Below are 21264 nucleotides of genomic sequence, written 5' to 3'. Positions count from 1 at the left end.
CTCAGCCCTCCGCGCCGTGACCCATCGCGCGCAGCATCGACAACATGTCCGCGCGCGAGGCGGCGTCGAGGCGACGGCGGATCCGCGCGACGTGATGCTCGACGGTCTTGGCCGAGATGAACAGCCGGGCACCGATGTCCCGGTAGGTCAGGCCCATCACCAACAGGTTCGCCACCTCGGCCTCGCGGTCGGTCAGTCCGGCGCTGAGCTCGCGTTCGGTTCCCGCGACGGCGCCGGGCGTCGACGACGCCGCCGGCCGCAGCGAGCGCGCGACCTGCAGGAGCGTGGTGGCGGTCCTGGTGTCCGAGGCGCGCAGCGCGGCCTCGCTGGCGAGCCGGGCGCCGTCCCACGGCAACCCGATCCGGTCCAGGGTGCGCGCCGACTGTTCCACCACCGTCGCGTCGATCTCGCCCTGCAGCACCCGCAGCCAGGCGCGGCCCGCGGTGGCGAGACCGGCCGCGTACGGGCTGGTCTCGGCCGCGACGCCGAGGGCATTCGCGTGCGGCAGCAGTTCGGCGGGGTTCTCGGCCAGGATCGCGGCCTGCACGCCGTACCAGTGCAGCGGCGAGCCCCACAGGGTCGGCTCACCGAGCCGGGCCAGCAGATCCCTGGCCTGCTCGATGAGGTGGGCGAGCCGGCCGGTGTCCCGCAGCCGGGCCCCGCCCAGCCACAGTTCGCCGAGCGGGAGCAGGCTGAAGAGATCGACCGAGTGCTCCGCGATGACGCCGTGCGCCCGCTCCCACGATTGGGTGAGGGCGCCGATGTCTCCGACCCGACGGGCCAGCCCGACCCGCAGGGCCGCCGCGAACAGCGCGTCGCGCGGCGCCAACTCGGTGTCCGCGGGTATCGCATCGAGGCCGGTGGCGGCGGCGTCCAGGTCGCCCCGGACCATGGCGATCCAGGTCAGCAGCAGTTCGTGGCGCCGCCGGGTGATGCTCTCCGGGGGTTCGGTGTCCAGGGCCCGTTGCAGGATCGCTTGTGCGCCCGCGAGTTCACCGCACGCGATGCCCGCCAGCGCGGTGATGGCGGCCCCGCTGTCGGGCAGCAGTCGGGATCGGGAACCGTTGGTGGACAGCGACAGCCCGCGGGTCAGTGAGTTGACCGCGATCGCCACCTGACCGTCGATGGACTGTCGCAGGCCCTGCGCGAGCAGGGACGCACCCGCGGTCGCTGACGTGGGGGGCGCGCCCGCCTGCAGATCCGTCATCGCGTCCGCCTGCGCGGGCCGTCCCGCCGCCAGCAACACGGTCGCTGCGACGGGTGCGTCGGAGCCGACCCGGTGGGGGCCGAGCCATTCGTACAGGTCCGCGCTGCGGCCGAGCATTCCCTGCTGCGCCGCGACGCTGGCCGCGATCCGCACGGCCGCCGCGAGTTCGGTGTCCGTCAGGTCCGCCGCCCGCTCGAGCAGGCCGTCGGTGAGCCCGACCGCGGTGTCGATGTCCCCGCTCAACGCCGCGGCCTCCGACCAGCGCAGGGCCAGTGCGGCCCGGTCGGCGCCGGCGCGCACGGCCTCGGCGTACAGCGTCGCCGCCAACCGTGGTTCGGCGTGTTCGGCAGCGCCGCAAAGGAAATCGGCGAGTTCGGTGTCCATCACGCCCGCCTCGCCGTAGGCGCGGGCCGCGAGCAGGTCGAGCGTGCCGTCCGCCAGCTTCGCGCGCAGCGAGTCGGCGTGCAGGCGGCCCACCCGCTGTGGTCCGAGCACGGCCGCGAGCGGTTCGCGGGTGGCGCGCAGGAGGGTGGGCGAGATCAGCCCGGTGCCGTGTGCGCGGTCGATCAGGTCCTGGGCCGCGGCCGGTTCGACGGACAACACCCGGACGAGTTCGGTGGCGTCGAGCCCGACGCCGAGCGCGGCGATCGCGAGGGTGCACAACAGATCCGAGTCCAGTTCCCCGAGCCGGGCACGCAGGTGCGCGGCCACCGCGGCATCGAGGGCCCGCTCCACGGCCGGCTGGGTGCGGGGCTCGGTCTGGTCGAGGCGGGCCAGCGCGCCGAGCGCCGCATCGACGCACTGCACGCCGCCCCCGGTGATCCGCGCGATCGCGGCGGCCAGGCCGAGCGGAAGGCGAACGCCCAGGGTCGATTCCGCCCGCACGACGATGTCCCGCGGGGTCAGGGGAGCGAGGGCCAGCGTGTCCCCGAGCGCGTCGCCGAGCGAGCGCAGCGTGCGGTCGCTCGGTCGGGGTTCGGTCGCGACGATCACGGTGATGTCCGGCCGCCGCGTGGCCGAGGCCAGCATGTCCACCGTGCTGTGGGGCAGTCGATGGGCGTCGTCGATCACCAGCGCGCAGCCCGGCTCGATGTCCGTGCCGGGTGCGACCGCGGTCGCGACCCCGATTCCGTGTGCCCGCAGGTCGTCTCGGATCGCGGCGATCAGGGCGGACTTGCCGCTGCCCGCCGTGCCTCGGATCAGGGTGTGCGGGTTGCCGGTTCGGGCAGCGCTGACGAGGGCCTGCGCGCCCGGCATCCCGGCGAAGGTGGGTGGCGGGGTGAGGGTGGGTTCGGAGGTCAACACGGCGATGGGTCCTACTGCCCGCCGCCGAGCAATCCGCCGACGCCCTGCCCGACGCCGCCGACGACCCCGCCCAGGCCGCCGAGCACCCCGCCGACGCCGTTGCCGACGCCGTCCACCACGCCGCCCACGCCGTTGCCCACGCCGTTGGCGGCACCGCCGACACCGTCGACGAAGTCGTTGGCGATCTGCCCTCCGCCGTCACCCTGCGGCGGCGGAGGGGGCGTGTATCCGCCGCCGGCCGGGGGCGGCGGCGGGGGCGTGTAGCCGCCTCCGGGTGCCGGTGCGGGCGGAGCCGGAGCGGGTGCCGGTGCCGGGGCCGGGGCTGCTGCCGGGGAGCCGGGTGCGGGGGCGGGTGCCGGGGCACCGGGCGTATTGGCGGAGACCTGCCGTGCGACGGGGCCTGCGTCGGACCGGATCGGGGCGCCGGTCGGGTCCAGGCGAACCGGGTCCGAGCCCGCGGTCGTCGGGGACACGACACCGTCGACGACCGGCAGGACGGTCCCGTCCGGCGCGACCGTGGTGGTCACACCGCGGCTGGTGGTGGTGCCCCGGCCGGTGTCCGCGCTGGACGGTGTCGGCCCGCCGGTGCCGAGCGAGAGCCCGCCCGCGGCCAGCAGGGCGATCGCGGCCGCCGCGGCGGCGACGATCGCGGCCTTCTTGGGGGTCGAGAGCGATGCGCCGCGCGAGGCCGGCCGGACGCCGGGGCGCGGACCGGTGATCGTGGACGCGGGCAACACGGGCTCGACCTCCACGACGGTGGTCGCGGCTGCCGCGGTGGCCGGGATCACCGCGAGCGGCACCGTGTGCGCGCCCTCGGCGGCGGCGATGATCGCGGCGCCCTGTGCGGCGGTTCGTTCGGGGTGCGCGTCCGCGGTGACGGGCAGCCGCAGCTCGGCGGAGAGCAGCTCGGTGACCAGTGGCATCGCCGAGCTGCCACCGATGAGCAGGACCTGGCTGACGTCGGACAGGTCGACGCCCGCGTTGCGCAGGGTCTCCCGGACCAGTTCGAGCGAGTCGGCCAGTGGCTCCCGGATCAGGTCCTCGAGCTCGGCCCGTACCAGCCGGACGTCGCTGTGCACGCCGGGCAGGTCGATCCCGATCACCGTCTCGGTGTCCGAGGACAGTGCCTCCTTCGCCGCACCGCAGCGCGCGCGCAGCTGTGCGAGGGCGTTCATCGTGTCGGGGGCGAAGGGGTCCAGGTCGCCGACCTCGCTCGCGATGCCGTCGAGCACGTACCGCAGCGTCAGGTGGTCGAACTCGGCGCCGCCGAAGTCCTCGGACCGCATCGGCTTCCCGATGATCGCGGGAGTGTCGCCGGCGCGGACCAGCGTCACGTCGAGGCTGGTCCCGCCCAGGTCGTAGACGAGAACGAGGTCGTCGGGGGAGCCACCGTGGGACCCGTTGCGCTGCAACCACGCAACCGCAGCCTCGGGTTCCGGGACGAGCGTCACGCCGGCGAGGCCCGCGCGGTCGAGTGCGGACCGCAGCGCGTCGACCGTGTGGCTCGGCCAGACGGCCGGGTAGGCCGCCGCGACGGCGGGTGACTCGTCGAGTCCGGCTGAGGACGCCTCGATCAGGCACTGCATCGCGGTGGCGACGAGGTCCTCCCCGGTGTGGGTGGAGCCGTCGTCGGCGACGATCGCGACGGGATCGCCGACGCGGGTGGCGAAACCGGAGATGACGGTTCCACGTGGAACCTCACCCTCGTGCCGAGCCGGCACGCCGAGGACCGCGGGGGAGTCCCCGCCGAGCGCCAGGGTCGAACTCGCCGTGATCGACGCTCCCTGCGTGTCCGCGCCGTGCTCGAGGGCGGTGACCGCCACCGAGTTCACGGCGCCGACGGTGAGTCCGAGTCCAACAGTCATCGAAGTGTTCTCCCGTGCTCGCCTCGAGGCTTCCGCCGCCGAGGTGGCTGACAATTCTCCCCGTGGCCAGGCCCCGAGGCGGGTGACGATTTCCCGGGCTCTGCGTCCGGGGTGGCGGCCGGACGTGGCCCCCCGCTGATACCCACCTTGTCGGGTCACGCGCGTGATTCGTTACCGATTCGGCGGCAAACGCGCAGATGGGGGAGGTATCCCCTAATGGGGGGAGATCCCCTATCGACGGCACCCCCCAGGCGCCCCGCGAGGCAGGGGAGTTCACCCCGTTGGGGAGGGTTGTCCGCGTACCTAGCGTTGAGGGCAATCGTTTCGCGTCGTCTTCGCGATCCGTTCGACAAGACCTCAGGAGATCGACATGACCACCAACGCTCTTCTCGACTTCATCCTCAGCCTCCTGCGCGATGACGAGGCGAGGGCGCTGTACTGCCAGAACCCGGAGGCGGCCTTGGCCGCTGCAGGGCTGGGCGGCGTGTGCGCCGCGGACATCTCCGCGGTGGCCCCGTTGGTTGCCGAGTCGGGTCTGTTCGCGGGCGGTGCAGGCGAGCTGACGAGCATCGTGAACGCGGGGCTCGACTCGGCGGTCGGTGGCGCGCTCGGCGGCGGTCTCGGTGGCGGGCTCGGCGGCGGTCTCGGTCTGGGCGGGGGCCTCGGGCTCGGTGGCGGTCTCGCGGCCGGCGCCGGCGCGGGCCTGGGGCTCGGCGGCGGGCTCGGCCTGGGCGGAGACATCGACCTGGGGGCGGACCTCGGCGCGGCCCTGAGCGCTGCGCTGGGCGCGGCCCTGCAGATCGGCGGCCAGATCGGCGCCGACCTGGGTGCGGCGATCGGTGCCGCGCTGGAGGCCTCGCTCGGCCTGGGCGGCGCAATCGACGTCAGCACCGACCTCGGCCTGGGCGGCGCGCTCAGTGGAGCGTTGGGTGGGGCGCTCGGAGTCGGCGGGGACCTGGTGGCCGAGCTCGGCGGCGCACTGAACGCCGCGCTGAGCGGTGTGACCGACATCGACCTCGGTGGGGCGCTCGGCCTGGGTGGCGACCTCGGGCTCGGCGGGGCGCTCGACCTCGGCGCGGTGCTGGGTAGTGCCCTCGAGGTCGGCGGCGACATCGGCGGCGATCTGGGTGTGGCACTCGGCGGGGTGCTCGGTGCCGCGTTCGGTGCGGAGGGCGGCCTCGGCGGCGCATTGTCCACCGCGCTCGAGGGCGGCCTCGACCTCGGCACCGCGCTGGGCGGCACCCTCGGTGGCGCGCTCGGCCTGGGCGGCGAACTGACCTCCGGCCTGACCGGCGCGTTGGACGCGGCGCTCGGCGCGGGCGGCGGCCTGGACCTGGGCGGCGCGCTCGGCCTCGGCGGCGAACTGACCTCCGGCCTGACCGGTGCGCTGGACACGGTGCTCGGCGCCGGCGGCGGCCTGGACCTGGGCGGCGCGCTGGGCCTCGGCGGCGGACTGACCTCGGGTCTGACCGGTGCGCTGGACACGGTGCTCGGCGCGGGCGGCGGTCTCGGTGGCGGACTCGATCTGGGCGGCGACCTCGGCGCCACGCTGAGCGCGGCGCTGGGGGGCGCGCTCGGTGCGGGTGGTGACGTCGCCGCCGACCTCGGTGGCGCGCTGGGCGGCACGCTCGGCGCCCTGGTCGACGCCGGTGCGGGCCTGGACCTCGGCGGTGTCCTCGGTGCCGGTGGGGGCCTCGGCGGCGTCCTCGGTGCCGGCGGGGAGATCGGCGGCGACCTCGGCGCCACGCTGGCCGGTGCGCTCGGTGGCGCGCTGGGCGTGGACGGCGGCCTCACCGCAGGTCTCGGAGCGGCGCTGGATGCCGCACTGGGCGCCGCGGGTGGCCTCGACCTGGGTGCGGAGGGCGGCCTCGGTGGATCGCTGAGCACCGCGCTCGAGGGCGTGCTCGGCGCCGGTGGCGAGATCGGCACCGACCTGGGCGCCTCGCTGGGTGGCGTGCTCGGCGCGGCGCTGGGTGCGGGCGGCGAACTCGGCGGCGAACTGGAGGCGGCGCTCGGCGGCGCGGCAGGCGGCACCGGCGACCTCGGTGGCGCTCTCGGCGCGGTCCTGGGCAGCGCGCTCGATCTCGATGGCGGCCTCGCGGGCGGCCTCGGCACCGCGCTCGAGGGCGCGCTCGGTGCGGGCGGCGCGCTCGGCGGCGGCCTGGACCTCGGTGGCGACCTCGACCTCGGCGGCGCGCTCGATGGCGACCTCGGTCTGGGTGGCGCGCTCGACGGCCTGCTCGGCGCGGGCGGCGGGCTGGGACTCGGCGGTGAGCTCGGCCTCGGCGGCGGCGCAGACCTCGGCGCGGGCGTCGACGCGGGCCTCGGCGGTGGCCTCGACGCGGTCGCCGGTCTCGGCGCGGGCCTGACCAGCGGGCTGGCCGGCGGCCTCGGCGGCCTGTTCGGCGCCGGCGCCGGCCTCGGTGGCAGCCTGACCGGTGCGCTCGATGGTGCCGCCAATGCGGGTGCGGAGCTGGGTGGCGGCCTGACCGGCGCGCTGGACGGTGCGGCGAACGCGGGTGCGGAGCTGGGTGGCGGCCTGACGGGCGCGCTGGACGGTGCGGCGAACGCGGGTGCGGAGCTGGGTGGCGGCCTGACGGGCGCGCTGGACGGTGCGGCGAACGCGGGTGCGGAGCTGGGTGGCGGCCTGACCGGTGCGCTGGACGGTGCGGCCAATGCGGGTGCGGATCTCGGTGGCGCCCTGTCGGGTGCGGCGAACGCGGGCGCGGACCTCGGTGGCGCCCTGTCGGGCGCGGCGAACGCGGGCGCGGGACTCGGTGGCGGCCTGACCGGCGCGCTGGACGGCGCGGCGAACGTGGGTGCGGATCTGACGGCCGGCCTGGGTGGGGTCGCGGACCTCGGTGGCGGGGTCGCCGGTGCGGCCGACGCCGGACTCGGCGCGGCTGCATCGGCCGGCGCGAGCGGCGGTGCCTCCGCCGGCGGCGAGTTCGGCGGCACCTCCGACCTGGTCGGCGGGATCAGCTCCGGGCTGACCGGTGCCACCGCCGCCACCGGGAACGCGTGGTCGTCGCTGGACGCCTCGAACGCCTTCGGCAGCGAGGTCGCCACGACACACGAGACGGACGGCGGGTTGTTCGGCGACGGGCTCGGCGGCGTCGGCGGCAGCCTGTTCGGCGACGCGGACGCGACCGGTGCGGCCGAGATCGGTGGGGAGACGTCCACGCACGCCGACCCCCTGCTGCCCTGATCGATCTGTAACGGAGCCGGCCCCATACGCGTTATTGCGTGTGGGGCCGGCTCCGTGCTGGATACAGTGAATCGCTCGCGCGCGTCCGTTCGGACGCGCGCGGCGCAGAGGGAATTGTGGGTCGGGTTCATGGACAACGCATCTGCTTCGGCAGTCGAACGCACTGCCGCGGGACAGGTGACGGCCGCGGACATGGTCGCGCTGCTCGATCGGACCGAGGGCATCGCCCGGACCGCGGGACGGGCCGATCTGGTGGACCGGCTGGAGCTGGCCAAGAGCCGGGTACTGGACCCGAGGATGCGGATCGTCGTGGTCGGCCCGCTCAAGCAGGGCAAGAGCCAGTTGGTGAACTCCCTGCTGGACCTGACCGTGTGCACGGTCGGCGACGACGAGACCACCGCCGTGCCGACGGTCGTGCAGAACGCGCCGACCGCGAGCGCGGAGTTGGTCCTTGCCGAACCGGGCGCCGACGCCGTCCGGGTGGCGCTGCCGCTGGAGGAACTCAGCGCCGTCACACCGACGACCCCGCTGGCGGGTGGACGCGAGGTGCTGCGGGTCGAGGTGAACGTGCCGAGCCCCCTGCTCGCCGACGGCCTGGTGCTGGTGGACACCCCCGGTGTCGGCGGTCACGGAAACCCGCACGCGGCAAGCACACTCGGCCTGCTGCCCGCCGCCGACGCGGTCCTGGTGCTCTCGGACGCCAGTCAGGAGTTCACCGAACCGGAGCTCGCGTTCCTGCGGCAGGTGCTCGGGCTGTGCCCGGCGGTGGCGTGCCTGATCAGTAAGACCGACCTGTACCCGCACTGGCGGGAGATCGTCGAGGCGGACCGCGGGCACCTCGGACGCGCCGGGCTGAGCGTGCCACTGATCCCGGTGTCGTCGGCGTTGCGCTCGCACGCGGTGCGGCTGCAGGACGAGGAGCTGAACGTCGAATCGGGGTTCGCCGACCTGTACGCGTTCCTGCGCGAGCAGGTGGTCGCCAGGGGCGACGTCACGACCCGCCGGGCGGTGGCGCTGGACGTGCACTCGGTCACCGAGCACCTGACCCTGGCGCTCGGCAGCGAGCTGGCCGCGCTGCGCGACCCGGCCAAGGGCGCGGCGGCCGTCGCGGAGCTGCAGAAGGCCAAGGTCGCGGCCGAGGAGCTGCACAAGCGCACCTCGCTGTGGCAGCAGACCCTGTCCGACGGCGTCACCGACCTGGCCGCCGACATCGACCACGATCTGCGGGACCGGCTGCGCCGCGTCACCCGTCAGGCCGAGGAATCCGTCGACGAGGGCGACCCGGGCAAGGACTGGGCGGAGCTCGGCGAGTGGCTCGAGCAGCAGGTCGCGACCTCGATCGGCGACAACTTCGTCTGGGCGCACGACCGCGCGATCTGGCTGGCCGAGGTCGTGGCCGGGCACTTCGCGGAGTCCGGGTCGGTGGACCTCCCGCACCTCGACGTCGCCGACCTGGGTGGGGTCCTCGAGCCGGTCAGCTCGCTCGCCGAGCTCGAGTCCGGGCGCATCGGCATCACCCAGAAGATGCTCGTCGGCATGCGTGGCTCATACGGCGGCGTGCTGATGTTCGGACTGATCACCACGCTGATGGGAATGGCGCTGGTGAACCCGATCTCGGTCGGGGCCGGGCTGGTGCTGGGCACCAAGGCCTACCGGGAGGATCGGGAGCAGCGGATCCTCAAGCGCCGCAGCGAGGCGAAGGCCGCGATCCGGCGGTTTGTCGACGACGTCAGCTTCCAGGTGAACAAGGAGTCGAAGGACCGGCTCCGGTTGATCCAGCGGCTGTTGCGGGATCACTTCACCGCCATTGCCGAGCAGACGCTGCGCTCGCTCAACGACTCGCTTCGTGCCGCGCAGGAGGCGGCCAACCTGGCCACCAGTGAGCGCACCCAGCGGTCCGCGCAGATCGAGCAGGACATGCGCGCGTTGAACGAGCTCAAGGAGTACGCGGCTCAGATCCTCCCGGCGGAGACGCAGCGGTGAGTGCAGGCGCGCTGGCCCAGGCGCGGGCGTTGATCGGTGCCGCGCGGGAGGTGTACGCCGGCGATCCCGCCGTGCGGCGGCAACTCGACGAGTGCGCCGAGCGGATCGATCAACCGCTCCGCGTCGCGCTGGCCGGTTCCCTGAAGGCCGGCAAGTCGACGTTGCTCAATGCGCTTGTGGGGCAGGACATCGCGCCCACCGACGCCACGGAGTGCACCCGCGTCGTCACCTGGTATCGGCGGGGCCCGACGCCGACGGTCACGGCGTGGCACCACGGGAACCAGTCCTTCAACGTGCCCGTTCAGCGGCGCGAGGGCAGCAGCCTCACCTTCGACCTCGGCGCGATGACGGCCGCGGAGGTGGACCGACTGGACGTGGAGTGGCCGGCGCGGGCGCTCACCAACACCACGATCATCGACACGCCGGGCACGTCCTCGCTCTCGCGCGATGTCTCGGCCCGCACGCTGGAGATGCTGACGCCGGAGGACTCGGCGTCCGGCGCGGATGCGGTCGTGTACCTGCTGCGCACCCTGGCCGCCACCGACGTCGCGTTTCTCGGCCAGATCGGGTCGCACGTCGGCGGCGAGTCCGGGCCGCTCGGGGTGGTCGGGGTGGTCTCCCGCGCGGACGAGGTCGGGGCAGGCCGCCTCGACGCGATGATGTCGGCCAAGGAAGTCGCGTCCCGCTTCGCCACGGAGCTGGAGCTGACGGGGCTGTGCCAGGCGGTCGTCCCCGTCGCCGGACTGCTGGCCCTGGGCGCGCGGACGCTACGGCAGAGCGAGTTCGCGGCCTTCCGTGCGCTGGCCGAGGTGCCGCCCGAGGACCTGCAGTTGGCGATGCTGTCCGCGGACCGGTTCGCCCGCCCCGACAGCCCGCTGCCGGTGGACGCGCACACCCGCGCCCAGTTGGCGCACCGGTTCGGGCTGTTCGGAATCCGGTTGGCGGTCACGCTGATCAAGCTCGGCACGGCCGATTCGCCCAGTCTCGCGGCACAACTCGTCGAACGCAGCGGACTCGACGAGTTGCGACAGGTGATCGACGTGCAGTTCGGTCAGCGGGCCGACCAGCTCAAGACGCACTCGGCCCTGCTCGCGCTCACGCGGGTGCTCTCGGCCCACCCGGGCGCCGAGTCCGCCCCGATCCTCGCCGCGGCACAGCGACTGCTCGCCGACGTGCACGGGTTCCAGGAGTTGCGGCTGCTCGGTCGGCTGCGCTCGACGCGGCCGAACCTGTCCGACGAGGACATCGCGCAGTTGCAGCGGCTGATCGGCGGGTTCGGCATCGGCCGCAGCGAACGGCTCGGGCTGGACCCGGACGACGGCGTCGACGCGGAGCGGGCCGCGGCCCTTGCGGCGGTGCGCAAGTGGCGGACCTGGGCCGAGCACCCGTTGCTCGACCAGTTCACCGCGCGCGCCTGCGGGGTGGCCGCGCGCAGCGCCGAGGGCGTGCTGGCCGAGCTGGCGGGCTAAGCGCCCGGCCCGGGGCGGCGACCCGCGGGGTCGCTCGCACACCTTCTGACGTCATCGCACAGGGTTTGGGCGCGCACACACTGTGCGATCTCGGCAACGCCTGTGCGATCGCGAGTCGCGGCGGTCAGCGCCGCAGCCAGCCGCTCACCCCGGGAGCGAAAAGTGCTCCGACACCGACGATCACGAGCCCGGCGTACACGAGCGGCGCCCACTCCAGCACGCCGCCGGTGGCTTCGCCCGCATCGACCATCAGCGACCAGAACACGATGGCGGCGGCGACGGAGATGACGCCGACGACGGCGAGGGCGATGCGGGCGGCGCTGCGGCGCTGCCCGAGCAGTTGCAGGCAGATCAGGGCGGCGACCAGCAGGACCGCGGCGGCCGACGCGCAGCCCAGCAGGGTGAGCGAGATGGTGTCGGCGATGTCGCGCTGCGAGGTGCCCGGCTGTTCGGCGGACAGCGCGGACTCGAGCGCGTCGCGGACCGCGGACAGCTTCAGTGCGGTGGCGGCGCCGATGCCGACCAGGACGGCGAACGAGCCGATCCACGCGGACCTGGCCACGGTGATCGCGCGCGGCGGGGTCTCGGAGGGCGCCGGTCGCAGTGGGACGGCGGAGAACTCCGGGCGCGGCGGCTGCGGGCGGTGCGGCGGCTGCGGGGATGCGGCCTGGGGCGGGTCTCCGAACTCCTGCTCGCCTGCGTTGTCCATGACTGGATCGTAGGCGTCCGGGTCGATCTCCGGACGTACCGCCACCGACACGGGTGGTGCGTTCCCGCCCTGCGGGTGATGGTGCTCCGGTGCAGGTCCGGGTGAGCCTGGAGGTGCCCAAGGCGAACGCTCCTCGGGCGTCGAGAGGAGACGAGGACATGGGCACACCCGAGGTGGCGATCTGTGGCATCGGTGCCGTGACCGGCTACGGCTGGGGGCGGGAGCGACTGTGGGAGGGCCTGCTGAGCGGCAAGCCTGCGGCAACGCTGGTCGGTGGGTACGGCGTCGATCGGACCGAGTCGGCGTGGCTGGCGCGGGTGCCCGACGGCGGCGACCCGGGCGACGGCACCAGCCGCTTCTCCCGCGCCGTCCGCGCGGCGGCACGGGAGGCGATCGGCGACGCCGAGGGCCGCGGTTGGCGCCCGGGTGCGAGGGTGGGCGTGCTGCATGCCGTCGTCGGCGGCGACATCGACGAGTGGCAACAGTTCCTCACCGTCGACCGCGGGCATCGTCGGGTCCGCGACTTCCCCGCCATGATGTCGTCGACCCCGGTGTCGAACATCATGCGGGAGTTCGGGTTCCACGGACCGGCCCTGAACGTGTCGGCCATGTGCGCCTCCGGCAATGCCGGACTGCTCACCGCGAAGTCCTGGCTGGACCAGGGCATCGCGGACGACGTCGTCGTCGTCGCGACGGACCTGTCGCTCAGCCCGGAGATCGTCGAGCATTTCGTTCGGCTCGGCGTCGCGGTGACCGATGCCCCACCGCTGAGCGCGTGCCGGCCGTTCCAGGAGGGCAGCCGGGGCTTCGGGATGGGTGAGGCCTCGGTGGCGTTGGTGCTCTCGCGCCGGGCGTCCCGCCCGTACACGGAGGTGCTGGGCGGCGCGGTGTCGCACGATGCGCACCACGCCGTCTCGATCGACCCGCAGCCGTCCCGGTTGTTCGGGTGCTTCCGGGAGGCGCTGGCCGACGCCGGGGTCGAGCCGGGGCGGGTGCGGTACCTGAATGCGCACGGTCCGGGGACCGCCCAGTGCAGCCGGGCGGAGACCGCGGTGCTGGACGAGCTGCTCCCGCCGGCCGCCCGGGTCTACTCCGTCAAGCCGCTGACCGGGCATTGCCAGGGCGCCGCGGCCGCGGTCGAGATCGCCGTCGCCGCGCTGGGGTACGACGGCGGTGTGCTGCCCGCGCCGCCCGTGCTGGGTGGCGGGCACCGGCAGCTGCTCCGCGGCCCGGTGCGGGTGGAGGGCGGTGTCACCGTCAAGTCGTCCCTGGGGATGGGCGGGCACAATACGGTCGTCGTGCTGGCGCCGCCGTCGAGTCGGCCGGTTGATGACTGACGGCCACGGCGTGACGGAAGCGGGGCAGTGGCAATCGCGCGAACAGCGCCGCGATACCGACGCTCACGAGCCCGGCGTTCCCTGTGGATTCTGGTCTATGCGCCGTAGAGCCACTGATTCTTGGTGGGCGTGCACCTGACCACCTTGCCCTCCGGCGTTTGTGACACGTTGTCAGTCGAGGGGTCACACGGTGATGACCATTCATGGACACCGATGATTCCTCCGTTGGTGCGGACCCAGATGCCGCCGTTGGGGCTGTAGACACACATGAGCTGTTCGCCGGTGTCGGCGTCGATGCCGACCCGATTGCCCGGGCACGGCTGCCCACCCAGCGTCCCGACGATCGGATCGACGGCGGGCGGGTGCTCGCCCGGGTGCATGGCGGCAGCGGTGCCGGCGAACCCGAGCGCGGGCAGGCCGATCAGTGCGGCGACGGCTGCGGTGCGGAGCGCGGTGGTGATTCGGTTGGTGGACATGGGGACAGACCGTTTCGTGTTTGGTGTGTGGGCCGAAGCGCACCGGACACTCCAACGCTATGGCCGGTGCCGACCGCACACCATCACCAGAAGGGTGGAAGCCCTCCCTCCGCTCGAAAATGTTGCGTCCACGGTCACGCGCGCACACCCATTGACGTGATCGCACGGGTTCTGGGCGCGCAGAATCTGTGCGTTCTCGTCAAGACCTGTGCGATCTGGGGGTTGGGCCCGGGAACAAATCGCGCACGGCCCCCGTTGAGCAATTCGACAACCTTGAGTGGATGCGACTCAAGTTCGAGCTTGACTCCCAATTCGATGGGTAGCAAACTTGAGCGTGTAGCACTCACTTCGGGTGAGATTGCCAAGAAAAACCAGCACAACCAGCCCCGACGCCTTCATCGCCGGGGGTGCTGCGACAAGTAGGAGGAAACACTATGGCTCGTGCGGTCGGAATCGACCTCGGGACCACCAACTCGGTCGTGTCTGTGCTCGAAGGCGGCGAGCCCGTAGTGGTCGCCAACTCCGAGGGCTCACGCACGACCCCGTCGATCGTCGCCTTCGCCAAGAACGGTGAGGTGCTGGTCGGCCAGCCCGCGAAGAACCAGGCGGTCACGAACGTCGACCGCACCATCCGCTCGGTCAAGCGCCACGTCGGCACCGACTGGAACGTCGAGATCGACGGCAAGAAGTACACGTCGCAGGAGATCAGCGCGCGCACGCTCATGAAGCTCAAGCGCGACGCCGAGGCGTACCTCGGTGAGGAGATCACCGACGCCGTCATCACCGTGCCCGCGTACTTCGAGGACGCGCAGCGTCAGGCCACCAAGGAAGCCGGCCAGATCGCCGGCCTCAACGTGCTCCGCATCGTCAACGAGCCCACCGCGGCCGCGCTGGCGTACGGCCTGGACAAGGGCGAGAAGGAACAGACCATCCTGGTCTTCGACCTCGGTGGCGGCACCTTCGACGTGTCCCTGCTCGAGATCGGCGACGGCGTCGTCGAGGTCCGCGCGACCTCCGGCGACAACCACCTCGGTGGCGACGACTGGGACGAGCGCATCGTCGGCTGGCTGGTCGACAAGTTCAAGGCCACCTCGGGCATCGACCTGACCAAGGACAAGATGGCCCTGCAGCGTCTGCGCGAGGCCGCCGAGAAGGCGAAGATCGAGCTGTCCTCCTCGCAGAGCACCTCGATCAACCTGCCGTACATCACCGTGGACGCGGACAAGAACCCGCTGTTCCTCGACGAGCAGCTGACCCGCGCCGAGTTCCAGAAGATCACCTCCGACCTGCTCGACCGCACCCGTGCGCCGTTCCAGGCCGTGATCAAGGACAGCGGTATCTCGGTCAAGGACATCGACAACGTCGTGCTCGTCGGTGGCTCCACCCGCATGCCCGCCGTCTCGGACCTGGTCCGCGAGCTGACCGGCGGCCGTGAGCCCAACAAGGGCGTGAACCCGGACGAGGTCGTCGCCATCGGCGCCGCCCTGCAGGCCGGCGTCCTCAAGGGCGAGGTCAAGGACGTGCTGCTCCTCGACGTCACCCCGCTCTCCCTCGGCATCGAGACCAAGGGTGGCGTGATGACCAGGCTCATCGAGCGCAACACCACGATCCCGACCAAGCGCTCGGAGACCTTCACCACGGCCGATGACAACCAGCCGTCGGTGCAGATCCAGGTGTTCCAGGGTGAGCGCGAGATCGCGTCGCACAACAAGCTCCTGGGATCCTTCGAGCTCGCGGGCATCCCGCCGGCCCCGCGCGGCGTGCCGCAGATCGAGGTCACCTTCGACATCGATGCCAACGGCATCGTGCACGTGACCGCGAAGGACAAGGGCACCGGCAAGGAGAACACGATCAAGATCCAGGACGGCTCCGGCCTGTCCAAGGAGGAGATCGAGCGGATGGTCAAGGACGCCGAGGCGCATGCCGAGGAGGACAAGGCCCGTCGTGAGGAGGCCGAGGTCCGCAACCAGGCCGAGTCGCTGGTGCACCAGACCGAGAAGTTCATCAAGGACAACGAGGACAAGGTGCCCGCGGACGTCAAGGAGAAGGTCGAGGCCGCCATCGCGGAGGCCAACACCGCCCTTGCCGGCAGCGACATCTCCGCGGTGAAGTCCGCGGTGGAGAAGCTCGCCACCGAGTCCCAGGCCCTGGGTGAGGCGATCTACAAGGCACAGGCCGACGAGGCCGCGGCCGGCACCGACGGCGCCGGACCGAGCCAGGGCGACGACGACGTTGTCGACGCCGAGGTCGTGGACGAGCCCGCCGATCAGGACAAGAAGTGACCGAGCAGGACGCCGACCGCGAACAAGTAGTCGACACCGAGACCCCGGCCGCCGCTGATGCGGCGGCCGGGGCCGCGGCCGACACCGAGGTCGACGAGCTGCTCACGCTGACCTCGGAGCTCGAGAAGGCCAGCACCGAACTGGGCTACGCGAAGGCGGAGATCGCGAACATCCGCCGGAACGCGCTCGTCCGGATCGACCAGGCCGTCGCGGCCGAGCGGGCCTCGGTGGTCGGCAAGTTCCTCGATGTCGTCGACGACCTCGACCGGGCGCGTGCGCACGGTGACCTGGAGTCGGGCCCGCTGAAGGCGCTGTCCGACAAGCTCGCCGGGGTGCTCGACGGTCTCGGTCTCGCCGCCTTCGGCGAGGAGGGCGACACCTTCTCCCCGGAGCTGCACGAGGCCGTGCAGGTCGAGGGCGACGGCGACCATCCGGTGCTCGGGACGGTCCTGCGCAAGGGCTACCGCCTCGGCGACCGGATCCTGCGGACGGCGATGGTGACGGTCACGGACGGCGCGCCTGCGCCGGACGAGGCCTCGGAGTAGTTACACAGGAAGCAACGAGAGGAGGAGACGCCCGGTGAGTGAGCGGGAGTGGATCGAGAAGGACTTCTACAAGGAGCTGGGCGTCTCCTCTGGGGCTTCGGCCGACGAGATCAAGAAGTCCTACCGGAAGCTGGCCCGGGACCTGCATCCCGACGCCAACCCCGGTGACACGGCGGCCGAGGAGCGGTTCAAGGCCGTGAGCGAGGCGTACGCCGTGCTCTCGGATACGGCCAAGCGCAAGGAGTACGACGAGGCCCGCCGGCTGTTCGCCAGCGGCGGCTTCGGCCGCGGCGGGTACCGTCCGGGCGCCGAGTACACCACGGCGGGCGGCGGTTTCGGAGGCGGCGAGTTCAACATCGGCGACCTGTTCGGCGGTGGCACCAGCTACACCTCCGGCGATGGCGGCATCGGCGACATCTTCGGCGGGCTGTTCGGCGGCGGTCGCGGAGGCGCGGGCACGCGGACCGGGGCGAGCACCCGCCCGCAGCGGGGCAGCGACGTCGAGGCCGAGACCACCCTGCCGTTCCGCGAGGCCGCGCAGGGCGTGACGGTGCCGTTGCGGCTGACCAGCCCGGCCTCCTGCACCACCTGCCACGGCAGCGGGGCGAAGCCGGGCACCAGCCCGCGGGTGTGCCCGCGCTGCAACGGTTCCGGAATCGTCAGCCGGAACCAGGGCGCGTTCGGGTTCAGCGAGCCGTGCGACGACTGCCGCGGCACCGGCTCGATCATCGACGACCCGTGCACCGACTGCCGCGGCACCGGCGTGCAGAACCGCACCCGCAACCTCACCGTCCGGATCCCGAAGGGCGTGAGCGACGGGCAGCGGATCAGGCTGGCCGGGCAGGGCGAGGCGGGCCTGCGCGGCGCGCCGTCGGGCGACCTGTACGTCACCGTGCACGTCAAGCCGGACAAGGTGTTCGGCCGCAACGGCGACGACCTGACGGTCACCGTGCCGGTCAGCTACGGCGAACTGGTGCTCGGCACCACCGTCTCCGTCCCCACCCTCGAGGGCCGGGTCGGCGTCAAGATCCCGTCGGGCACCGTGGACGGCCGGATCCTCCGGGTGCGCGGTCGCGGGGTACCCAAGCGCAGCGGCGGTGCGGGGGATCTGCTCGTGACCGTCAAGGTCGCGGTGCCGCAGGATCTCGACGAGACCGCCACCGAGGCGCTGCAGACCTATCTGTCGGCCGAGAAGGCCAGCGGATTCGATCCGCGTGCGGGCTGGGCGGGTGCGTGATGACCGCGCCCCGGGTGCCCGGCCAGAGTGCGTCTGACATGTCCACGGACCCGGACGCCCAGATCTTCGTGATCTCGGTGGCCGCGGAACTGGCCGGCATGCACGCGCAGACGCTGCGGAACTACGACCGGCTCGGCCTGGTGACCCCGCACCGCACCACGGGCGGGGGACGCCGGTACTCGCCGAGGGACGTGGCGCTGCTGCGTGAGGTGCAGCGGTTGTCCCAGGACGAGGGCGTCAACCTGGCCGGCATCAAACGGATCATCGAGCTGACCAATCAGGTGGAGGCGCTGCAACGGCGGGTCACCGAGATGGCCGCCGAGATCGCCCAGGTGCACGCCAGCTATCGGCGGGACCTGGTGCCGATCCCGCGCAACAACGCTCTGGTCGTCTGGAAGCCCCGGCACGAGCGCTGATCCCGGCTCGACGTGGATGGGCGACGCGCGGAGGCCCACTGCCGGTCAGCGGTGTCGGCTCGGCGGGGCTCCCCGCCAGCGCGTGAATGCGCGGGTGAACGACGCGGTTTCCGCGTAGCCGAGTCGCCGGGCGACCTCCTCGACGGACAGGGCGCTCGTCCCCAGCATGTCGAGGGCGAGTGCCTCCCGGACCTCGTCCCGGATGACCCGAAACGAGGTCCGCTCGAACTCGAGCCTGGACCGCAAGGTCCGCTCGCTGACGCCGAGTTCCCCGGCGACGCCGCGCATGGACGGTGGGCGCGCCGGGTCGCGCAGGAGTGCGGCCCGCACGGCACCCGAGGTCCCGCGCCGCAGCCGGCGCTGTTCGACGAGATCCGAGCAGTGACGCGCACACACCTCCGCGGTCCGGGCATCGGCCTGCGGGAGCGGCCGGGCCAGGAACTCCGCCGGAAGCACGGTGACGTTGCGAGGCCGCCCGAACTCGATCCGGTCGACGAGCCCGGCGGCCGCCGTCTCGATCGCGGGAACCCGAGGTAGGCGCAGTTCGAGGCGGCCGTGCGACGTCGAGCCCGCCGTGACGTGGGTCAGGACCTGCAGGATCGCCATCAGGTCGCGGGCAACGAGGAAGGGCCGCACGTCCTCGTCGATGTCCGAGTCGTCGAAGGTGACCCGGACCTCGGCGCCACCGGCGTTCAGCCCGACACGGACGAACGCGTTGCTCGCCCCGAGATGCCGCATACCGATCCGCATCGCGTCGCCGAGGGTCGGACTGGCGATCAGGGCGAACCCGAGCACGCCCGCCTGTCCGAGCGTGTACCGGGCGCCGGCCGCGGCGCCGAGCCACGACCCGTCGCCGCGGACCTCGGTGGGCACCCCCGCCAACACGTTGCGAACGATCCGGATCTCGTCGCCCGCGTCCACGACGGCGTCGGCATCATCGAGGTCGCCAGGGGTCAGGCCGGTGCCCCGCAGGCAGCGGCCCGCCGTGAGTCCGTGCTCGGCACCGACTCCGGCGATGATGCGTGCGCCTGCGACCCCGCGCGGGAAGTCCCACCACGGCGACGGCGCTCCCATACCGGGCATCTGCCGAAAGTATCAAGCGGCGTGCCGATTTCGTCATTCAGCACGAGCGCGTCGCGCTCCTAGGGTCAGGGCATGGACATTCGTGACGTGGCGGGCGGGCTCGGCACCGGATCGCTGCGGGTGGCGTGTCGACTGGCGGTGGCGTTGGGCACCGCCGTCCTGGCCGCCGTCGGGTCGACCGCGGTCGCGTCGGGTACCCCGGCGCCCGACTTCTACGCCGCCCCCGCCCACCTGGCACCCGGGCGGCCCGGCGAGATCCTGCGCACCGAGCCGGTCACGCTCGCGGTCGCGGTTCCGATCGACGGCAGGCGGTGGCCGGCCGAGGCGACCCGGATCATGTACCGCAGCACCGACACCCACGGCGCGGATATCGCGGTGACCGGCACCTACTTCGCCCCCACGCTGCCCTGGACGGGCGCGGGGGCCCGGCCACTGGTCAGCCTCGCCACGGGCACGCAGGGGCAGGGCGACCAGTGCGCTCCGTCGCGGCTGTTCACCGAGATCGTCGGATACGACGCCCCGCTCGACGTGCGCGCGGAATACGAACTGCTCCAGGTGTTCGCGCTGCTCTCCCGCGGCATCGCGGTGGTCGTCACCGACTACCAGGGTCTCGGCACCCCGGGGGTGCACACCTACCTGAACCGGGCCGCCGCGGCGCACGCGGTCCTCGACGCCGCGCGGGCGGCGAGGGCCCTGCCCGGGTCGGGCCTGGGCACCACCGGCCCGGTCGGGCTCTGGGGGTACTCGCAGGGCGGCGGTGCCGTGGCCGCCGCGGCGGAGCTGCAGGCCGACTACGCGCCGGACCTCGATCTGCGCGGCGCCTACGCCGGCGGGATCCCCGCGGATCTCCGGCAGGTGGCGCGAATGATGGACGGCAGCGCCGCAACCGGGCTGATCGGCTACGCCATCAACGGCATCTATGCCGCCTACCCCGAGACCAGGGTTGAGATCGATCGGGCCATGAGCCCGGCCGGCCGGGCGACGGTCGAGGACGTGCGCGAGCAGTGCCTGGCCGAGACCCTGCTGCGTCACGGCCTGCACCGCACGTCCGAGTGGACTGCCGACGGCCGGTCGGTCGCGGACACGATCGACACACTTCCGATGGTGCGCGCGGCGGTCGACGCGCAGCAGATCGGTCGGCAGACGCCTGCGGCGCCGGTCCTGGTCGTCGAGGGCCTGGGCGACGACCTGATCCCCTACGGACCGGCGCGCGAGGTCGCGGCGGCGTGGTGCGCGCGGGGCGCGACCGTCCGATTCAGCACCGCGGATTTCCCACCCATCGCGCCCGGATTCATCGTCGGCCACGGCCTGCCGCTGCTGAGCGGCATCCCCGAGGCCCTCACCTGGATGACCGACCGCTTCGAGGGCCGCCCCGGCCCGGTGGGCTGCCAGCTCTAGGTTCGAGCGCCTTCGGCCGGCGTGCCCTATCCGGCGAATCGCCCGATCGTGGTGTGAGCGCCATGAGACAGTGAGCCATGGCCGGTCTCGGGTCGTGGTGAACGATGGTCGAGAAGGTACGCGTCGTGGTGGCCGACGATCACCCGCTCTTTCGTGACGGCGTCGTCCGGGCGCTCGTCGGGAGCGGCGACGTCGAGGTGGTGGGGGAGGCCGACGACGGGGCCGCCGCGCTGGCGCTGATCCGGGAACACCGCCCGCAGGTCGCGCTGGTCGACTACCGGATGCCGCAGCTCGACGGGGGCCAGGTCGCCGCCGCCGTGCGCCGCGACGGCCTGGGCACCCGCGTGCTGCTGCTCTCCGCGCACGACGAGTCCGCGATCGTCTACCACGCGGTGCAGGAGGGCGCGTCCGGGTTCCTGCCCAAAGAGTCGACGCGGGCCGAGATCGTGGCCGCGGTCCTGGAGTGCGCGAAGGGCCGCGACGTGCTCCCCGCCGGCCTGGCCGCGGGCCTGGTCGGCGAGGTCCGTCGGCACGCGGAACCCACCGGTCCGGCGCTGAGCGCCCGTGAACGGGAGGTGCTGGCGGCCATCGCCCGGGGGCTGACGATCCCGGCCATCGCGGGCGAGCTGTATCTCGCGCCGTCCACCGTCAAGACCCACGTCCAGCGGCTGTACGAGAAGCTCGGGGTCAGCGACCGCGCGGCAGCGGTGGCCGAGGCCATGCGCCGTGGACTGCTGGAGTGAC

The 21264-nt window shown here is 72.9% G+C and carries 15 protein-coding genes; 10 read left to right on the top strand and 5 right to left on the bottom strand.

Annotated elements, in window-relative coordinates; translation table 11 throughout:
• Nucleotide 1 precedes the first annotated feature (1 nt).
• Nucleotides 2–2512, bottom strand: a complete 2511-nt coding sequence (locus ACFQS9_RS00910; protein WP_378400609.1) for a LuxR C-terminal-related transcriptional regulator — start codon at nucleotides 2510–2512, stop codon at nucleotides 2–4.
• A gap of 11 nt (nucleotides 2513–2523) precedes the next feature.
• Entirely contained in the window at nucleotides 2524–4377 is a 1854-nt protein-coding gene (locus ACFQS9_RS00905) for an Hsp70 family protein (protein ID WP_378400607.1), read from the bottom strand.
• 370 nt (nucleotides 4378–4747) lie between these two features.
• Between ACFQS9_RS00905 and ACFQS9_RS00900 the strand changes: the two genes are divergently transcribed.
• From ACFQS9_RS00900 to ACFQS9_RS00890, 3 genes are all read left to right on the top strand, one after another.
• Nucleotides 4748–7585 carry an IniB N-terminal domain-containing protein gene (locus ACFQS9_RS00900; RefSeq protein ID WP_378400606.1) on the top strand — a complete coding sequence of 946 codons (2838 nt, stop codon included), beginning with the start codon at nucleotides 4748–4750 and terminating at the stop codon, nucleotides 7583–7585.
• A gap of 129 nt (nucleotides 7586–7714) precedes the next feature.
• Nucleotides 7715–9568 carry a dynamin family protein gene (locus ACFQS9_RS00895; RefSeq protein ID WP_378400604.1) on the top strand — a complete coding sequence of 618 codons (1854 nt, stop codon included), beginning with the start codon at nucleotides 7715–7717 and terminating at the stop codon, nucleotides 9566–9568.
• A complete protein-coding gene (locus ACFQS9_RS00890; protein ID WP_378400602.1) occupies nucleotides 9565–11037 on the top strand; it encodes a dynamin family protein in 1473 nt (490 codons plus the stop codon). Before ACFQS9_RS00895 ends, ACFQS9_RS00890 begins: the two co-directional genes overlap by 4 nt.
• 124 nt (nucleotides 11038–11161) lie before the next feature.
• On the opposite strand, the gene ACFQS9_RS00885 is transcribed toward ACFQS9_RS00890, so the two are convergent.
• On the bottom strand, nucleotides 11162–11746 hold the full coding sequence (locus ACFQS9_RS00885; protein ID WP_378400600.1) for a hypothetical protein: 585 nt from the start codon (nucleotides 11744–11746) through the stop codon (nucleotides 11162–11164).
• A 158-nt stretch (nucleotides 11747–11904) separates the two neighbouring features.
• Here ACFQS9_RS00885 and ACFQS9_RS00880 point away from each other — a divergent pair, with 158 nt between their 5' ends.
• Complete coding sequence (locus ACFQS9_RS00880; RefSeq protein WP_378400597.1) at nucleotides 11905–13083, top strand: beta-ketoacyl synthase N-terminal-like domain-containing protein; 1179 nt, start codon at nucleotides 11905–11907, stop codon at nucleotides 13081–13083.
• Nucleotides 13084–13178: 95 nt separating this feature from the next.
• Here the strand turns inward: ACFQS9_RS00880 and ACFQS9_RS00875 are convergent, their stop codons facing one another.
• Nucleotides 13179–13559, bottom strand: coding sequence for a hypothetical protein (locus ACFQS9_RS00875; RefSeq protein ID WP_378400595.1), 381 nt, complete (start codon nucleotides 13557–13559; stop codon nucleotides 13179–13181).
• Nucleotides 13560–13993: 434 nt separating this feature from the next.
• Here ACFQS9_RS00875 and dnaK point away from each other — a divergent pair, with 434 nt between their 5' ends.
• The 4 genes from dnaK to ACFQS9_RS00855 are packed head-to-tail and all read left to right on the top strand — an operon-like array spanning nucleotide 13994 to nucleotide 18039.
• Nucleotides 13994–15841, top strand: a complete 1848-nt coding sequence (gene dnaK / locus ACFQS9_RS00870) for a molecular chaperone DnaK (RefSeq protein WP_378400593.1) — start codon at nucleotides 13994–13996, stop codon at nucleotides 15839–15841.
• The gene (grpE, locus tag ACFQS9_RS00865; protein ID WP_378400591.1) at nucleotides 15838–16386 is read left to right on the top strand and encodes a nucleotide exchange factor GrpE; all 549 of its coding nucleotides are present in this window, start codon (nucleotides 15838–15840) and stop codon (nucleotides 16384–16386) included. Before dnaK ends, grpE begins: the two co-directional genes overlap by 4 nt.
• 34 nt (nucleotides 16387–16420) lie before the next feature.
• Entirely contained in the window at nucleotides 16421–17623 is a 1203-nt protein-coding gene (dnaJ, locus tag ACFQS9_RS00860) for a molecular chaperone DnaJ (protein ID WP_378400589.1), read from the top strand.
• A gap of 38 nt (nucleotides 17624–17661) precedes the next feature.
• A complete protein-coding gene (locus ACFQS9_RS00855) occupies nucleotides 17662–18039 on the top strand; it encodes a heat shock protein transcriptional repressor HspR (RefSeq protein ID WP_378400587.1) in 378 nt (125 codons plus the stop codon).
• A gap of 45 nt (nucleotides 18040–18084) precedes the next feature.
• Here the strand turns inward: ACFQS9_RS00855 and ACFQS9_RS00850 are convergent, their stop codons facing one another.
• The gene (locus ACFQS9_RS00850) at nucleotides 18085–19122 is read right to left on the bottom strand and encodes an AraC family transcriptional regulator (protein WP_378400584.1); all 1038 of its coding nucleotides are present in this window, start codon (nucleotides 19120–19122) and stop codon (nucleotides 18085–18087) included.
• Between the two features lie 72 nt (nucleotides 19123–19194).
• Here ACFQS9_RS00850 and ACFQS9_RS00845 point away from each other — a divergent pair, with 72 nt between their 5' ends.
• Nucleotides 19195–20520, top strand: coding sequence for a lipase family protein (locus ACFQS9_RS00845; protein ID WP_378400582.1), 1326 nt, complete (start codon nucleotides 19195–19197; stop codon nucleotides 20518–20520).
• A gap of 104 nt (nucleotides 20521–20624) precedes the next feature.
• Nucleotides 20625–21263 carry a response regulator gene (locus ACFQS9_RS00840; RefSeq protein ID WP_378400580.1) on the top strand — a complete coding sequence of 213 codons (639 nt, stop codon included), beginning with the start codon at nucleotides 20625–20627 and terminating at the stop codon, nucleotides 21261–21263.
• The last annotated feature ends 1 nt before the right edge of the window (nucleotide 21264 follow it).

It is taken from the genome of Rhodococcus daqingensis (assembly GCF_042665615.1).
GTDB lineage: Bacteria > Actinomycetota > Actinomycetes > Mycobacteriales > Mycobacteriaceae > Rhodococcus_G > Rhodococcus_G daqingensis.
Note: the sequence above shows the minus strand (reverse complement) of the source record. Positions and strands in the feature narration are given on the sequence as shown.

Coding starts and splice junctions, on each gene's coding strand:
- ACFQS9_RS00905 (WP_378400607.1), bottom strand. CDS start 4,377: ATGACTGTTGGACTCGGACTCACCGTCGGCGCCGTGAACTCGGTGGCG.
- ACFQS9_RS00900 (WP_378400606.1), top strand. CDS start 4,748: ATGACCACCAACGCTCTTCTCGACTTCATCCTCAGCCTCCTGCGCGAT.
- ACFQS9_RS00895 (WP_378400604.1), top strand. CDS start 7,715: ATGGACAACGCATCTGCTTCGGCAGTCGAACGCACTGCCGCGGGACAG.
- ACFQS9_RS00885 (WP_378400600.1), bottom strand. CDS start 11,746: ATGGACAACGCAGGCGAGCAGGAGTTCGGAGACCCGCCCCAGGCCGCA.
- ACFQS9_RS00880 (WP_378400597.1), top strand. CDS start 11,905: ATGGGCACACCCGAGGTGGCGATCTGTGGCATCGGTGCCGTGACCGGC.
- ACFQS9_RS00875 (WP_378400595.1), bottom strand. CDS start 13,559: ATGTCCACCAACCGAATCACCACCGCGCTCCGCACCGCAGCCGTCGCC.
- dnaK (WP_378400593.1), top strand. CDS start 13,994: ATGGCTCGTGCGGTCGGAATCGACCTCGGGACCACCAACTCGGTCGTG.
- ACFQS9_RS00855 (WP_378400587.1), top strand. CDS start 17,662: ATGTCCACGGACCCGGACGCCCAGATCTTCGTGATCTCGGTGGCCGCG.
- ACFQS9_RS00850 (WP_378400584.1), bottom strand. CDS start 19,122: ATGCCCGGTATGGGAGCGCCGTCGCCGTGGTGGGACTTCCCGCGCGGG.
- ACFQS9_RS00845 (WP_378400582.1), top strand. CDS start 19,195: ATGGACATTCGTGACGTGGCGGGCGGGCTCGGCACCGGATCGCTGCGG.
- ACFQS9_RS00840 (WP_378400580.1), top strand. CDS start 20,625: ATGGTCGAGAAGGTACGCGTCGTGGTGGCCGACGATCACCCGCTCTTT.